This window comes from Sphaerisporangium aureirubrum (assembly GCF_042658925.1).
GTDB lineage: Bacteria > Actinomycetota > Actinomycetes > Streptosporangiales > Streptosporangiaceae > Sphaerisporangium > Sphaerisporangium aureirubrum.
The window spans coordinates 98,223-113,174 of sequence record NZ_JBHSRF010000018.1; the positions used below are offsets into that span (position 1 = coordinate 98,223).

Sequence of the window (14,952 nt, forward strand, 5' to 3'; positions counted from 1 at the left end):
TTCAGCGGTACTCGGCGAGCCGGGGCCGGACACCGATCAGGAGCAGCAGGGCGGCGGCGAGCGCCGCCGCGGGGGGCACCAGGTCCCACCCGGCGAGCGTGCCGTCCCCGGCGCGGACCGCTCGCTCGAACTCCAGGCGGTGCAGGGTGGTGAGCCCGACCAGGGCCTGGTCGTAGGCGGCGAACGTGGGCCCCATGGCCTGGCGCACCGCCTCGCGCCGCGAGCCGCCGGTGGCCGCGCGCCGCATGTCCCCGTCGGCCCGCTGGAAGTCCTTGTAGCGGCTCAGCAGGTCGTCGAACGCGGCCCGCTGCCCCGGCATGCCGAGCCCGCCCGCGGCCTCGACGTCGAGGAACCCGAGCCCGTCCTGCGCGCCCGCCGCCTTCAGGTCGCCCACCGCGGTGTGGTATTTGTCCAGGTTGCCCGCGGGAACGTAGAGCACCGACTGAGACTTGTCGAGGTACACCTGCTCGTAGGTGTCGGCGCGCTCGGGGTCCAGGAGGTACCTGCTCTGGTCGCCGTGCAGGGTGTTGCCGATGGCGCGGGCCCGCGACAGGGCGAGCACGGAGTTGAAGCCGCCGTCCTTGGCCTGGGTGAGCGCGTCCGCCTCCCGCTGCAGCACGACCACGCCCGCCACGGTGAGCCCGCCGGCCACGAGGGTCGCCGCCAGCAGCGGCACGTTGATCGTGCGCCGGAAGCCCCGGCTCAGGTAGACCTGCAGCACGATCAGCAGGACCAGGGCCAGCAGCCCGGTGGCCGCCACGGCGATGCGGCCGGTGGTGACGGCCGACAGCTCGCCGAGGTAGGCGTGCCGGACGATGGTGGCGCTGTCCAGGGTCAGGTTGTACGCCTTGGGCAGCAGGTCCAGCCGCATCAGGTCGGTGGCCTGACGGTAGATGTCCAGCACGGCCTGCGAGGGCGGCCCGGCGGGGTGGCCGGACTGCTCGTCCAGCAGCAGGGCGCGGGCGGCGAGCCGCTCGTAGCGGCCGAGGCCGTCCAGCACGGCGCGCACCGTGGCCTGCTCGGTGGGGTCGTCCCCGGCCAGGTCGGCGGCCTGGAGCACCGCGCGGTCGGCCTGCGACCTGCGTTCCTCGTAGCGGTCGAGCATGGCCTGGCGGCCCGGGCCGAGGCTCGCCTCGTTCCCGGTGAGCAGGATGGTGGCGACCTGGCCGTCCATGTCGCTCAGCGCGAAGTACAGGTCGGCGGTGGCGACCACCTGGGGGCCCGCGGTGTGGCCGATGACGTTCAGGCCGTCCCTGGCGTGACCGATGGCGATGGCCGTCGCGCCGAACAGCAGCACGACCGCGGCCACGCCGAGCCCGGACATGAGGCGGATGCGCCCGGGGACGGTGCGGGTCCGCGTCCGGCGGACCGGGGGCGGCGCGCCGACGGTGGCGGGGTCGACGAGGGTCATCCGCGTCCCTCCTCGGGAGCGCGGGTCGTCTCCGCGCGGTGACGACCGGCGTGGGGCGTCCGGTGGGGGGTGGCGGCCGCGTGACGCGGGCCGGGCGGGGTCATCTCAGGCCCTCCGCACGGTGATGACGGTCCAGGCGCCGACGTGCACCCGGTCGCCGTCGGACAGCGGGAGAGGGTGGTTGACCTCGACCGCCTTGCCGTTCAGCAGGGTGCCGTTGGCCGAGCCCGGGTCGACGAGTTGCCAGGTGCCGTCGGGCTGGGCGAGGAACACCGCGTGCAGGTGGGAGACGCCGGGGTCCTCGGGCGGGCCGGACAGGTCGATCTCCGGCAGCAGGGAGCGCGTCCTGCTGCGGCGCCCGACGCGCATCTCGGGCCCCGACAGGGCCACCCGGCGCTCGGGGCAGTACGGCGGGAACGCCACCATCGCGGCGTCGGGACCGCCCTGGGAGATCATGGCGTCGTAGTGGCCGCGGTCGGCCCCGATCACCACCACCCAGCCGCCCGCCGCCGGCGGTGGAGGCGGGGGCGGCGGCGCGGGACGCGAGGCGGGGACCTGGGCGGACCCCGGCCTGACGACCTGCGCGGGCTGCCAGGAGGGGGAGCCCGTCCCCTGCGAGGCCCCGCTCACCGGCCCCGAGGGCGTCGCGGCCGGCGGCCGGGTGCTGCGGGAGGAGGCCCCGGGCCCGCCGAGCACGAAGTCGTAGCCGCAGCTCTCACAGAAACGGCCGCCGCGCGGGGCCCCGCAGTCGGGGCACCCGCCGGCCTGCTCGCCGCCGCCCTGCGCGGGGATGGCCGGCGCCGGCGGCGCGGCGGTCCCCGTCATCTGGATGCCACAGGTGTCGCAGTACTCCTCGTCCGAGGAGTCGTGGCCCGCTGGACAGGTGGCCATGGTCAGCTCTCCGGGTCCTTGCGCATTCGGACGGTGCGGACCGAGCGCGTGTCGAGCGCGATCTCGTCCGCCTTGTCAACGACCCGCTTGAGCCGGGCGGTTCCCGTCTCGGGGTCGACGTCGACCACCTTGTCCAGCAGCCGGGCCGTCTCGTCGTTCCCGGCGCTCTCGGCGATGCCGCGCGCCTTGCCGAGCCGCGCCGTCGCGGTCTCCAGGTCTCCGTCGTTGCGGGCCTGGAGCCCTTCCTGGATGAGCGAGGCGAGCTCCTGCTGGCCGGTGTAGTGGGCGACCCTGGGGTTGATCCGGGTGGACAGCGCGGGGTCGTCGCTCCACAGGGCGAGGATGTTGCCGCTGGCCAGCACCTGGCCGGTCTGCGGGATGACGAGCTTGACCAGCCCGGCGCGCATCTCCTGGCCGACGTGCCCCGGGGGCACCCGCACGCTGATGTGGTACTCGCGCGACTCGCCGCCCCAGGCGCCGGTCGGGTAGTCGCCGGTCAGCGCGTCCACGTCGGTGCGGCGGCCGGTGAGGTCCTCCAGCGCCGGGGACACCTGCTTGACGAAGTTCAGCGAGGCGGACCGCGGGATCCACACCCGCAGCGCGACGTCGGCCACGGTCTTGCCCATCGCGGCCTCGGTCATGGCGCGGAAGTCGGCGGCGAGCTCCTCGGGGCGGCGCACGTCCATCACGCTGCCGAGCAGGGTGGAGCCGATCCTGCGGACCTCGGCGACCACCCAGTCGGTGCCGACGCCGCGGCAGTCGCAGACGAACTTGCCCGAGCTGTAGGTGAGGTTGGCGTCGAACTCCGGCGCGGACTCGTGCTCGTTCTTGCCGTCGGTCAGCAGGATGGCGTGCTTGATGACGTCCGGGTGGGACATCTGGTGGGCGCTGAACAGGTCGGCGGCCCGGCGCAGCCACCGGCCCATCGCGGTGCCGCCGTCGGCGCGCAGCCGGGCCACGGCCTCCTTGGACTCGTACCTGGTCTGCGGGGTCGCCGGGGCCAGGCCGCCGGTGCCCGGGTAGATGACCTCGGCCTGGTGATTGCCCGCGATGACCGCGAAGTGCACCCCGTCGCGCAGCGTGTCGATGGCGGCCTGCGCGGCCTTGCGCGCGTCGTTGATCTTGCCGTACGACATGGAGCCCGAGGTGTCGATGATGATCACCTCGGCGGCGTCGGCCGCGATCGAGGGGCCCACCGGGCCGCTCGCCTCGGCCGTGACGATGCCGTGGACCTCCTGGCTCCCCGCGGGCAGGTACTTGTTCTGGTCCACGCGAATGGTGAAGTCAGTCACTTCTCTCCTTCGGGAATACCACCGTGGCCTCGCCCCTGTCCCCCTGTCCGAAAGGGATGAGCACGACGGTGATGTTGTCGTGTCCCCCCGCCTCGTTCGCCATCCGGACCAGCCGGCGGGCCGCGGCGAGGAGTGTGTCGTCCGTGGCCGCGGCGGACAGCGCCTCCGGCTCGGGGTAGTAGTTCCACAGGCCGTCGCTGCACAGCAGCACCAGGCCGGGGCCGTCGGTGGTGAAGGTGCGCACGTGCGGCACGACCTCGCCCGCGTCGGCGCCGAGCCACGCGGTCAGCATGTGGGTGCCCGGGGCGGCGTCGTCGACGGTCAGCAGCGCCGACTGGCCGCCCAGCCAGTACGCCCGGCTGTCGCCCACCCAGCCGACGGTCACCTGCCGGCCCGCGACCACCCCCGACACGTAGGTGCAGGCGGGGGCGTCCTCGCCGGGACGGGCCGCGGCGGCGACGGCGCGGGCGGCCATCGCGACGGCCTCGCGGGTGGCGGTCTCGGCGTCGTCGCCCTCGGCGAGCCGCTTGGCGAGGGTCAGCGCGGCCGCGTCGGCGGCGGCCTGGGACGCCTCCTCCGGGCGCGAGGAGGTGGACACGCCGTCGCAGACGACGCCGACCACCGTGCCCTCCCCGGCGGCGAGCAGCGCCATGGCGTCCTCGTTCTTGCTGTGCCGCAGGCCGCGGTCGCTCACCCCGGCCGAGGTCTCCACCTCGACCTCGACGTGGTCGCGGCCGCTCGGCTGGAGCATGCCGCAGTTCTCGCAGTAGCCGTCCGGGCCGACGGCGGCCGAGCCGCAGGCGGTGCACGGCCCGGTGCCGCGCACCGCGGCGGCCCCGGTGCCGGGCACGACCGGCCCGGCGCCGGGCACCGGCCCCGCGCCGAACCCGGCGGCCAGGCCCTCGCCGGACGCGGTGAGGTCGTGGCCGCACTGCTCGCAGAAGGCCTCGCCCGTCAGTACGAGGGTGCCGCAGACCGGGCAGGTCGCGGTCACCAGAGCGTCCTCGGCCGCACCGCGTTGGCGCGGCCGATCAGGGCGTGCCGGTCGCCGGTGGACCCGGCCGCGCGGGCCAGCGCCCGGTACACCCGTTCCAGCTCGGTGCGCACGCCGCGCTCGCTGAGCGGGGTGCCGAGCAGCGTGCCGGTGCCCGAGGCGGTCTGGCCGGTGACGAACCTGGCCAGTGCGCTCTCCAGCACCTCGGAGGCGAGGCCGTCGCGGTCGCGGGAGTCGAGCTTGAGCGAGCGCAGCCGCTCGCCCGCCGCGACCAGCTCCGGCTCGGCGGGGGCCTGGCCCCGCACGGTGACCGCCACGATGGCGACCTGCGCGGAGGTGCGGTGGATGGAGGTCGGCGGCACCTCCTCCAGGGCCGCGGCGGCGCGCGCCCGGTCCCCCGCCGCCAGGTGGATCCTCGCCAGGCCGAAGCACGCGCTGACGTAGGAGCGGTCGGTCTGCCAGATGGCCGCGAAGTGGCGGGCCGCCTCGGCGCCCGCCCCCGCGGCCTCCAGCGCGAACGCCAGCGCCAGCCGGGCCGCGGACTCGCCGGGGAACCAGGCGTAGATGCCGTCGAAGAACCGCACGGCCGTGCCCGGGTCGCCGGAGGCCAGCTCGGCGACGCCGCGGTACCACCACAGCCGCCAGTCGCCCGGCAGTTCCTTGCCCGCGCTCGCGTACAGGTCCTCGGAGACGGGACGGCCGAGCTCGCTGAGCACCCGGATGCGGGCCAGCGTGGTCTCCGGGGTGGGCGGCGCGGACTCCAGCACCGCGATCAGCTCGTCGGGGTTGCCGGACGTGAGACCGGCCAGCAGGCCGGCGCCGGGGTCCAGCGGGTCGACCAGCGGCACCGGGAGCGCGGCGGCGGCGTCCAGGCGTTCGAGCGGCCCGAACACCGTCTTGGTGGTGGCGGGGGCCAGCTCGGTGCCCACGGCCGCGCGCTCGGGGCCGAACACCCCCGACTGCGCGGGGTGCGGGACGCCGTCCTCGGCCGCCCTGGTCTCCCTGAGCACGCCGACGAGCTGGTCGCCCATCTCGGCGGCACTGAGGAAGCGCCGCCCGGGGTCGGGGTCGGTGGCGCGCTGCAGCAGGCGCTGGAACGACTCGTAGTGCGGGCCGAAGTCCGGCAGCGGGGCGGCGGCCCCGCCGCTCACCGGGCTGAACGGCATGGCGAGCACGGCGAGGGTGCGGCCCACGGTGTACAGGTCCGAGGCGACGGAGGGGCCCTGGGTGGCGATCTCGGGGGCCTGGTAGCCGATGGTGCCGTAGATGGCGCTGTCGGCGTCGTCGGTGCGGCGGACCGCGCCGAGGTCGATGAGCTTGAGCTGCTCCTCGACCTGGATGACGTTGGCCGGCTTGAGGTCGCAGTACAGCATGCCGCGGTCGTGCAGGTAGCCGAAGGCGCGCAGGATCTCCAGGCCGTAGGCGATGACCTGGGACAGCGGGAGCGCCTGGCTGTTGTCGCTCTCCCGCAGGCGGCGGCGCAGCAGGTCCTGCAGGGACTGGCCGCCGACGTACTCCATGACGATGTAGCCGACCAGCGAGCCCGTGCCGGGGTCGGGGTGGCTGACGAAGTTGAAGATCTTGACGATGTTGGGGTGGTCCATCGCCGTGAGGAACCGGCGCTCGGCCTCGGCCGCGGCCATGGCCTCGAGGTCGCCGGTGTCCAGCAGGCCCTTCATGACCACCCAGCGGCCGTCGAGGTTGCGGTCGGCGGCCAGGTAGATCCAGCCGAGGCCGCCGTGGGCCAGGCAGCCCTTGACCTCGTACTGGTGGGCCACCAGGTCGCCCGCCACGAGCTTGGGGGTGAACGAGAACCGCTGGCCGCAGTGCGGGCAGTACCCCTCGGGGCGCCCGGGGCGCCCTTCCCTGCGCCGCCCGACGGGTTTGCCGCAGTCGGGGTTGCCGCAGAACCGCCGGTCCTCTGGGACCACGGGATCCTGCATCACCACCGCGGAGGGGTCCCGGTAGGGCACCGGCGGCACCTCGACCAGCCCCATGCCCAGCATGCCGCGCCGGGACCGCGAGCTGGTCCGCCGGGACCCGCTGAGCTGACTGGGCGTCCCCGTCGCGCCGGTCACCGAGGTCCCCGGCACCCCGATCGACGGTCTCGTCATCGGCGGCGCCGCTCCGGACGGCCCGCTCGGCGCCGGCCCCGCCGGTCCCGAGGGGGCGTGCCCGGCCCGGCCGGGTCCGCCGTTCCCCGGCACGCCGGGACCGCTTCCCGGCATGCCCTGGACGTTCCCCGGCGCCCCGGGGCCGTTCCCCGGCATGCCGGGCACCGGTGGCTGGCCGGAGGGCCAGGCGGTGCCGGGACGGCCGTGTTGCGGCCCGGCGGGCGGCTGCCCCTGCGGCCCCGCCGGAACGGGGCCGGCGGACGGCCACGCGGTACCGGGCCGTCCCGAGGCCCCCATCTGGGAGCCGCCGGGCCACGAAGCGCCGGGAGGCACGGTGGGCTGGCCGGGGTGCGCGGCGCCGGGCGGGCCGATCGGCGGCGCGCCGTACTGCCCGGGACCCGGCTGGCCGGGCGGGCCGTACGGCCCCGATCCCGGCGCGCCCGGCTGGCCCGCCGGCGGCGCGGCGTGCCTGCCGGACGACGCGGGCACGGGCGCCATGCCGCAGGTGTCGCAGTAGCCGTCCATCACGGTCCCCGCGCAGCCGGGCTGTTCACACTTGGTCATACGGCCGCTCCCCTCCGGTCGACGGCCCCGGCACGGCCGGGCCTGACGTGCTCCGTCATCCGGCCGCTCCGATCCGCTTGATGGCGCGTTGGTACTCGGCGACGGCGACGGTGGCGCGGCGCAGGTCGCAGGGGGCCGTCCACAGCAGGTCGCGCGCCTTGCCGTAGAGGCCGGCCAGGGCCAGGTCCTCGGCGCGGCCGAGGCGGGCGGCCTTGGCCTGGTAGGCGGTCAGCCTGCCGCGCAGCTCGTCGCGGCGGCCGATGAGGCCCGCGATGGACTCGGTGATCACGCCTGTCCTGGTGAGCGCGTCCTCGACGCCGCGTTCCAGGTCGGCCAGACGCTCGGCCAGCTCCAGCCAGCGGCCCCGCACGGCGGCGAGCGCGGCGAGCCGGTCGCGCAGGGCGGCGGCCTGGTCGGGCAGCGCGGGCAGCGCCGGTGCGGCGATCTTGACCACCACGGTGTCGCGCACCCGCCGCGCCTCCCGCTCGGCCGCGGCGACCTCGTCGATGCGCTCGCCCAGCCTGCGGGCCCGGCCGTCGTACTCCTCGCGGATCCCGGCGGCCCGCTCCAGGGCGGCGCGGCGCGAGGCCACGGCGGCGGCGGCCGCGTCCATCTCGGGGCGCCGCGAGACCGCGCCGAGCGGGTCGGCGGAGACGGCGGCCCGCAGCCGGTCCAGGGTGGTGCCGAGCCGGTCCAGGTCGGGGTCGGGGGCGCCGAGACCCGACGCCAGGTCCAGCGCGGCGCGGCGCCCGGCGTCGGCGGCGTCCAGCACGGGCAGCAGCGCGCCCCACGCCTCGTCGACGGCGGCGACGGTCTCGGCGACCTCGCGGTACGCGCGGTCCATGCGGGCCAGCGCCGCGTCCAGGGTGACCCACTCCCCGGCGGCGCGCAGCAGCGACCGCTTCTCCACCGGCACGTCGCCGGGCTTGAGGTCCACCGAGGGGCCGGTGAGCAGGGCGGTCAGCGCGCCGAGGTCGGGCTTCCCCGCGGCGCGCAGCTCGAACGCCTGGTCGAGCACGCGGCGGTAGGCGTCGAACAGCCACCACAGGGTGACCGACGCGGCGCGCGCCGCGTCCCACCGCCGCCCGGTCTCGCCGGTGGGGGTCATGCCGGTCAGCAGCCGGTGGGTGGAGTGGGCGTCCAGGTCGAGCAGGTCGCCCCCCACCCGGTCGCGCTCCTCGGTGCGGCGACGCAGCGCGTGGTCGATCCCCTCCAGGCTCATGGGCGGCCCGGCGGCCCCGCGCGTGTCCACCGCTACCCGTCACCCCCGACCTGGCACGGACCAAACGTTCTCCATACCCATTCTTTCCACAATTCCCGGACGCGCGTGCGGGACAATCGTGCCGGAGAGGCGGGTATTCGATCACATACCGGTCACGTGCGCGTCACGGAGGCCGCGCCGGAGGGCCGGTCCGGGGGCTCAGTGCACGACCAGCCAGGCCCAGATGCTCCTGACCAGGTCGAATCCGACCCCGCCCGGGGCGCCCAGCACGCGGCCCGCGGCGGTCCTGATCACGTGCTCGATGGCGGTCTCGTCCCGGTACTGCACCGCGTAGTCCAGGCGCATCGCGTACTCGGCGGCCTCGCGGCGCCGGCGATCCACCACGCGGCTGATGTCGTCGTCGGTCATGGTCGGGTCCTTGCTGGTGCGGGGCGGCCGTCCGTGCGGGGGGCGGGGGCGCGTCAGAGCGGGTGGAGGGGGTACTGGCCGAGGTCGAAAGCGGTGACGCCGCGCACGCCGTCCCAGACCATGAAGTTGCCGAAGCCCCGCATGGCCGCGACGGGCACGCCGCCGAGGGCGGCGACGTCGTCCAGCAGGCGCTGGAACCGGAAGATCGCGGTCGGCCCCAGCTTGTTGACCACGATGACCAGCAGCGGCGCGAGGTTGAACCGGAACAGGGACGAGCAGGGCAGCACGCGGTGGTTGTCGCGCAGGCGGTTGAAGACCTCGGCGTGCTCGGGGTGCGCGGCCGAGTAGGCGTCGCACACCCGCTGGGAGAAGTGACCGTGGTAGCGGACGGCGTGCCCGTCGAAGCCGATGCGGCCGTCGGACAGCGTGAAGCCGCCGGTGTTGTAGGTGGTGGCGGTGAGCAGGTCGTCCCAGGGTTCCAGCAGGGCCTGCTCGAAGTAGGCGGCCTTGGCCTCCAGGCGGCCGGCCAGCTGGGCGCTCGGCACGAACGTTCCCTCGCGGCCGCGCATGTCGAAGATCCAGGGCGGCGGGGTGAGGGTGTCGGCCTTGGTGAGGACGACGGTGAGCTTGCCCATCACGTGGCGCCGCGCCTCGTCGTCCACCCCGGCGAGCAGCCCGCGCAGCCGCTCGGCGTCGTAGGCCGCCGAGCGGCTGTCGGCGTGCACGGCCCAGATGACGACGTCGGCCTCGGCCAGCTTTTCCACGTACATCGCGGCGTACACCGGATCGGTGGCGGGCGATTCCCCTATTCCGGGCATATCCCAAAAGGTAAGCTGATGGCCAGAATTACCGGGCACGGTTACCGCCTGTGGCTTTTCCGGTACAGGCTTGACGTCACCCACCGCCAGCCGCGTGCCGAACAAGGCGTTGAGCAGGGACGACTTACCCACCCCCGCGCAGCCCATCACCGCCACGGTCAATGGCCTGCCCGCCTCCGCGTCGCGTTCACGACGCACGTTCTCGCGTACCTCTTCAAGCTGACGGTCGTCGAGGGCATCAACCGAAATTCGGTCGATCCTTGCCACGGGCTCACCTCGCGTCATAGCGTTAATGACGTTTACGGCTGTTTTCTGCCACCGGTCCCATCGTGGCCACCGATCCTTGCGATGACCTTGCGGGGAAGGCCGTCGATCGAGAATCTGACATCACACTTCCCGGCGGTGAAAGTGGCGCGGTTCGACATCCGACTGCTCGGCGACGTCGCGATCCTGGTGGACGGAGCGCCGCGCAAGCTCCTCCCCCAGACGGCCAAGGCCCTGGCCATGCTGGTCTCGGCGCGCAATCCGGTGCCGCAGAACGCCCTGGCCGCCGCGCTCGGGCAGGGCCCCGACTGGCCGGTGCCCGACGTCGCGCCGCCGCTGTCCCGCCTGCGCACCGCGCTGTCGGGCAGCGAGCTGGACATCCCCCCGGCCAAGTGGTCGCACGCCTACGAGCTGGTGGAGCGGGTGCCGGGCTACCTCGCCGCCACGGTGGACACGGCGCGCTTCGAGGCGCGGCTGCGGCAGGGGCGCGAGCTGTACGACACCGGTGAGCTGGAAGGCGCGCTGACCTCCCTGCGGGAGGCGGCGGGCGAGTGGCGGGGCGCCCCGTTCGCGTCGCTGTCGGCCGGGTGGAGCCTGCCGTGGGCGTGCGAGAGCCACCGCGCCAGGCTGGAGGAGCAGCGCGCCGAGCTGGTGCGCCTGGTGGCCAGGATCGCGCTGCGGCTCGGCCGGCACGAGGAGGCGGCGTTCGTCGCCGAGGGCCCGGTGGGCGAGGGACAGGACGACACCACGGCGCTGTGGCTGCTGCGGTTCCTGACCGGGCTGCGCGAGGACGGCGGGGCGGCGGCCCGGCGGATCGCGGCGCAGCGCGACTCGCGCTACCCGGGCGACGACGCGGCGCGGCGCGCCATCGACCTGCTGGCGCTGCACGAGCACGGCTTCGACGCCACCGCGCCGCTCGGCACGGCCCGGTGGCAGGAGCAGGACGGCCCCGAGCTGCTGGTGGGGCGGCAGCGGGAGCTCGGCAGGCTCACCGCGCTGGTGCGCCGGCTCGCCGGCGGCCGGTCCGGCGCGCTGGCTCTGACCGGCGAGGGCGGCGTCGGCAAGAGCCGCCTGCTGCGCGAGGCCGAGCGGGTGGCCGCCCGCGAGCGGGTGCTGATGGTGAACGTGATGTGCCAGGACCTGGACGGCCTTCAGCCCTGGCGGGAGCTCGCCGGGGCGGTGTGGGGGCACCTGCGCCGCGACCTGGCCGCGCCGCCCGAACCGATCACCGCCCGGGAACGCGAGTCGCTGGGCAAGCTGATGTCGGCGGGCGTGATCGCCTCACCCGGCAGGCCGGGCCACGAGCGCGACCCGCGCGAACTGACGTTCCTGCTGGTGAGCCTGTTACGCCGGGCCGCGGGCAACGGCCTGCTCGTGGCCCTGGACAACGCCCACCTGCTCGGCTCCTACGCCGTGGAGCTGCTCCGGCACGTACGCAAGGGCCTGGAGACGGCCCCCGTGGGGTTCCTGCTCGCCACCCGGCAGGACTCCGCCTTCTGGAGCGAGGTCATGGACACCCTGTCCGTCGACCCCCTCGGCGTCGACGAGGTGGCCGAGTGGCTCGGCCAGGCGTGGGGCCGCGCCCCCACCCTCGGCGAGTCCAAGGAAGCCGTCCGCGTCACCGACGGCCTGCCGCTGGAGCTGTGCCGCCTCACCGAGCCCGGCGAGGTGCCGCCCGCCGCCCTGTCCCGCGCGGCCGCGCGGCTCGCCCCGTCCCGCACCCACGACGAGCGTGACGACCGCATCCCCGCCCCCCGCCGCCCGCAGGACGGGCCGCCGCCCGCGACGCGTCCCGACGGCGGGCCCGCCGCGGCGTTCGTGTGGCTGGCCGCCGCGGCGATCACCGCGGTCGGGAGGGACGTGGACCCGGCGCTGGTGGCGCGGATGCTGGACCTGACGCCCGAGGAGGCCGACCGCAGGCAGGCTCTCGCCGCGTCCGGCAACACCGTCAAGGGGCACGACCGGGTGCGCTTCGCGCACGACCGCTCCCGCGACGACGTGCTCGACGAGCTCAAGCGCGACCCCGCCCTGGCCAGGGACCTGCACCGGCGGGCGTTCGAGGCGCTGACCGGCCGCATGACGGCCGCCGGGTGGGTGGACCCCTCGCTGCCGGTGCGGATCGCCCAGCACGCCCGCGCCGCCGGGGCGGGCCTGCCCGAGGAGCGCACGGCGGCCGCCTGCCTGGACGCGGCCCGCGCCGAGCAGCGCGGCTTCGGCGTCGGCGACGCCGTCGACTGGGCCGAGGAGGGGCTGCGGCTGCGCGCCGACCCCGCCACCCGCGTCGGGCTGCTCATCACGCTCGGGGACGCGCTCGGCGACGGCGGCGACATGGAGCAGGCCGGGCGGCGCTACCTGGAGGCCTACCAGACGGCGGGGGCGGACCTGCCGCGGCCCGCCGCGACCGCCGCCATCCGCCTGGCCCGGCGCTGGTCGGCCCCCGGGCAGGTGGACCAGCAGCTCGTCCACCTGCTCAGCACCGGCCTGGACCGGCTGGCCGGCGACACCGGCGACGAGGTCGCCGAGCTGCGGCTGCAGCTCAAGGCCCACCTGGCCAAGAAGCGCACCATGGCGGTCGTCCCCGGCGAGGGCGCGCAGGCCGCCGTGGAGCTGGCCCGCGCCACCCTGCGCGAGCTGCCCGCCGACGGCGACGACCTGGTGCGCTGCGAGGTGCTCACCGAGTGCCGCTGGGCGCTGTACGACCACGCCGGTCCCGCCGAGCTGCTCGGCATCGCCACCCGCCTGCACGAGGCGGGAATCCGCGCGGGCTCGGCGCACTTCCAGGGCGAGGCCCTGGTCGCGATGGCCGTCGACCAGCTCCGTCTCGGCCGTCTCGGCGACGCCCTCGGCACCGTCGAACGGCACCGCTCCCTGGTCACCCGCGACCCCCGGTCCCTCGGGCCGTGGCTGCGCAGCACCCTGGACACGCTGATGGACCTGTGGAACGGCGACTTCGCCCGCGCCGAGGAGCGCATCACCGGCGAGTCCCTGCCCATGGTGCAGGAGCTGTCGGCCAACCAGGCGATGCCCGCCGAGACGCTCCAGCAGACGCTGATGGGGCAGTACTTCTGGCTGCTGTACGAGCGCGGGCGCATGGAGGAGCTGTTCGAGCTGGGCCTCGCGCGCCAGATCGAGCAGCACGGCTACTTCCCCATCTGGCGCGCCGCCCACGTGCTGGCCCTGTGCGAGACGGGCCGCCACGACGAGGCCGCCGACCACCTGGCCGCCATCATGCACGAGACGTCGAACCTGACCGCCCTCCCCCCGCACGGCTGGGCCGTCCCCACGCTCGCCGCCCTCGCCGCCTCCTGCGCCGCCATCGCGTCCGCCGGCGTCCAGGGCACCCTCCCCGGTGTCCCCGGCGCCGCCGGCGGCGGCGTCGACGCCTACATCCCCCTGCTCCGCGACCGCCTCGCCGCCCACCCCCACGAACTGGTCCTGGCGGGCTGGCCCACCGTCCTGCTCGGCCCCACGGCCCGCTTCCGCGGCCTCCTCGCGATGGCCGCCGGCGCCCCCGACGAGGCCCTCCACCACTTCACCGAGGCCACCAAGATGGTCTCCGCCGCCCCACCCCACATGGCCAGAATCCAGCTCGACAGAGCCAAGGCCCTCCTCCACCTCCACCCCACCGACCCCACCGGCGAAGCCACCCGCCTCCTCCACCGCTCCCTCCGCCTGGCCGACCGCCTAGGCATGCCCACCGTGACCGCCGAGGCCCGCTCCCTCCTCCGAACCTGACCGGACCCGTGACCGCCGTGAACCCTGACGACACCCTCGCCGCGATCGACGACGTCCTCACCGACTGGCACGGAAGCACCGACGCGATGATCTGGACCGCCGAACCTCCTCCAGAGCCCGCCCCCTCCGGCATACAGCACACCGCCGCACAGTCACTGATCCAAGGAGTCGCGGAGTGGGCACGCTCCCCCGCGGTGCGACGAATGGTGGCCATGGCCGAGGGAGAATCGCCACCACGAAACCGTCCAGGCTCCCCCTGCCACTGCCCATGCGGAGCGCGGCACGGTCGACGCACAGGTATCTGCCTGGGCGAGTCCACGGGAACCAGGCTGTACACGTCCCTGGGGCTAAGCCTGGTGGACGTCCCCATGTGCACACCTTGCCTGGAGTCGGAACAGACCGCCCCCTGACCTGGACGGCTCGACTTGACAGAGACAGACAGGCTCTGACTTTCTCCCCGGTGACGATCCGGGTGTGGGCAGCGGCATGGCTCCCCGGGGGCGGGTGGGGAGTGTCGTAGCGTCGCGGGGCAGGGGATGCCGGACGTGGTGGGAAGAGCGGGATGGGGAGTGGGCGGGGGCGGGATCCGCTGGCGGGGGTGCTGGTGGGGCTCACCGTGGTCAGCGGGATGGTGGACGCGGTCAGTTATCTGCGGCTCGGGAATGTGTTCACGGCGAACATGACCGGGAACGTCATCGTTTTCGGGTTCGCGGCGGCGGGGACGCCGGGGTTCTCGGTGAGCACCTCGGCGGTGTCGCTGGCGGCGTTCCTGGTGGGGGCGGTCGTGGCGGGGCGGGCCGGGCGGGTGTCGGGGGCGCGGCGGACGCACGTGCTGGTGGCGCTGGTGGCCGAGGTGGTGGCGGTGACGGCCGGGCTGCTGCTGGCCGCGTGGCTCGGGACCGGCTCGGGTGCGCGGTACGGGGTGGTCGCGCTGCTGGCGGTGGCGATGGGGGTGCAGGTGGCCACCGTCCGGCTGGTGGCGCTGCCCGACGTCACCGGGTCGGTGCTCACACGGATCCTGGCGGGACTCGCCGCCGAGTCGAGCCTGGCCGGAGGGACAAATCCACTGCTGGTCCGGCGCACGGCGGCCGTGGTCTGCATGTTCGCCGGAGCCCTGACCGGCGCCCTGCTGATCCACGCCGCCGGCGTGCCATGGGCCCTCGGCGCGGCGGCGACCCTCCTGGCCGCCACCACCGTCGTGTACGGCGCCCACCCGGGGTCCCGCCTCGAGGAATGACG

The 14,952-nt window shown here is 75.1% G+C and carries 10 protein-coding genes; 2 read left to right on the forward strand and 8 right to left on the reverse strand.

What is annotated here, in order from left to right:
- Window position 1: 1 nt before the first annotated feature.
- The 8 genes from ACFP1K_RS15645 to ACFP1K_RS15680 form a co-directional block, all read right to left on the reverse strand.
- Entirely contained in the window at window positions 2-1,411 is a 1,410-nt protein-coding gene (locus ACFP1K_RS15645; RefSeq protein ID WP_380752987.1) for a hypothetical protein, read from the reverse strand.
- A gap of 105 nt (window positions 1,412-1,516) precedes the next feature.
- A complete protein-coding gene (locus ACFP1K_RS15650; protein ID WP_380752990.1) occupies window positions 1,517-2,302 on the reverse strand; it encodes an FHA domain-containing protein in 786 nt (261 codons plus the stop codon).
- A gap of 2 nt (window positions 2,303-2,304) precedes the next feature.
- Window positions 2,305-3,594 carry a VWA domain-containing protein gene (locus ACFP1K_RS15655; protein ID WP_380752993.1) on the reverse strand — a complete coding sequence of 430 codons (1,290 nt, stop codon included), beginning with the start codon at window positions 3,592-3,594 and terminating at the stop codon, window positions 2,305-2,307.
- Window positions 3,587-4,588: a PP2C family protein-serine/threonine phosphatase gene (locus ACFP1K_RS15660; protein WP_380752996.1), complete on the reverse strand. Its 1,002-nt coding sequence runs from the start codon at window positions 4,586-4,588 to the stop codon at window positions 3,587-3,589. The genes ACFP1K_RS15655 and ACFP1K_RS15660 overlap by 8 nt, the downstream gene beginning before the upstream one ends.
- On the reverse strand, window positions 4,585-7,266 hold the full coding sequence (locus ACFP1K_RS15665; protein ID WP_380752999.1) for a tetratricopeptide repeat protein: 2,682 nt from the start codon (window positions 7,264-7,266) through the stop codon (window positions 4,585-4,587). Before ACFP1K_RS15665 ends, ACFP1K_RS15660 begins: the two co-directional genes overlap by 4 nt.
- Before the next feature lie 55 nt (window positions 7,267-7,321).
- Complete coding sequence (locus ACFP1K_RS15670; RefSeq protein ID WP_380753002.1) at window positions 7,322-8,518, reverse strand: hypothetical protein; 1,197 nt, start codon at window positions 8,516-8,518, stop codon at window positions 7,322-7,324.
- Window positions 8,519-8,686: 168 nt separating this feature from the next.
- A complete protein-coding gene (locus tag ACFP1K_RS15675; protein ID WP_380753005.1) occupies window positions 8,687-8,896 on the reverse strand; it encodes a hypothetical protein in 210 nt (69 codons plus the stop codon).
- A gap of 53 nt (window positions 8,897-8,949) precedes the next feature.
- Window positions 8,950-9,999 carry a GTPase family protein gene (locus ACFP1K_RS15680; protein ID WP_380753008.1) on the reverse strand — a complete coding sequence of 350 codons (1,050 nt, stop codon included), beginning with the start codon at window positions 9,997-9,999 and terminating at the stop codon, window positions 8,950-8,952.
- 117 nt (window positions 10,000-10,116) lie between these two features.
- Between ACFP1K_RS15680 and ACFP1K_RS15685 the strand changes: the two genes are divergently transcribed.
- Both ACFP1K_RS15685 and ACFP1K_RS15690 read left to right on the forward strand, forming a co-directional pair.
- A complete protein-coding gene (locus tag ACFP1K_RS15685; RefSeq protein WP_380753011.1) occupies window positions 10,117-13,713 on the forward strand; it encodes an AAA family ATPase in 3,597 nt (1,198 codons plus the stop codon).
- A gap of 562 nt (window positions 13,714-14,275) precedes the next feature.
- Window positions 14,276-14,950, forward strand: coding sequence for a YoaK family protein (locus ACFP1K_RS15690; protein WP_380753014.1), 675 nt, complete (start codon window positions 14,276-14,278; stop codon window positions 14,948-14,950).
- The last annotated feature ends 2 nt before the right edge of the window (window positions 14,951-14,952 follow it).

What these genes read in the sequence shown, in the direction of transcription:
- ACFP1K_RS15690 (WP_380753014.1), top strand. Translation starts at nt 14,276, where the DNA reads ATGGGGAGTGGGCGGGGGCGGGATCCGCTGGCGGGGGTGCTGGTGGGG.
- ACFP1K_RS15650 (WP_380752990.1), bottom strand. Translation starts at nt 2,302, where the DNA reads ATGGCCACCTGTCCAGCGGGCCACGACTCCTCGGACGAGGAGTACTGC.
- ACFP1K_RS15680 (WP_380753008.1), bottom strand. Translation starts at nt 9,999, where the DNA reads ATGACGCGAGGTGAGCCCGTGGCAAGGATCGACCGAATTTCGGTTGAT.
- ACFP1K_RS15675 (WP_380753005.1), bottom strand. Translation starts at nt 8,896, where the DNA reads ATGACCGACGACGACATCAGCCGCGTGGTGGATCGCCGGCGCCGCGAG.
- ACFP1K_RS15645 (WP_380752987.1), bottom strand. Translation starts at nt 1,411, where the DNA reads ATGACCCTCGTCGACCCCGCCACCGTCGGCGCGCCGCCCCCGGTCCGC.
- ACFP1K_RS15665 (WP_380752999.1), bottom strand. Translation starts at nt 7,266, where the DNA reads ATGACCAAGTGTGAACAGCCCGGCTGCGCGGGGACCGTGATGGACGGC.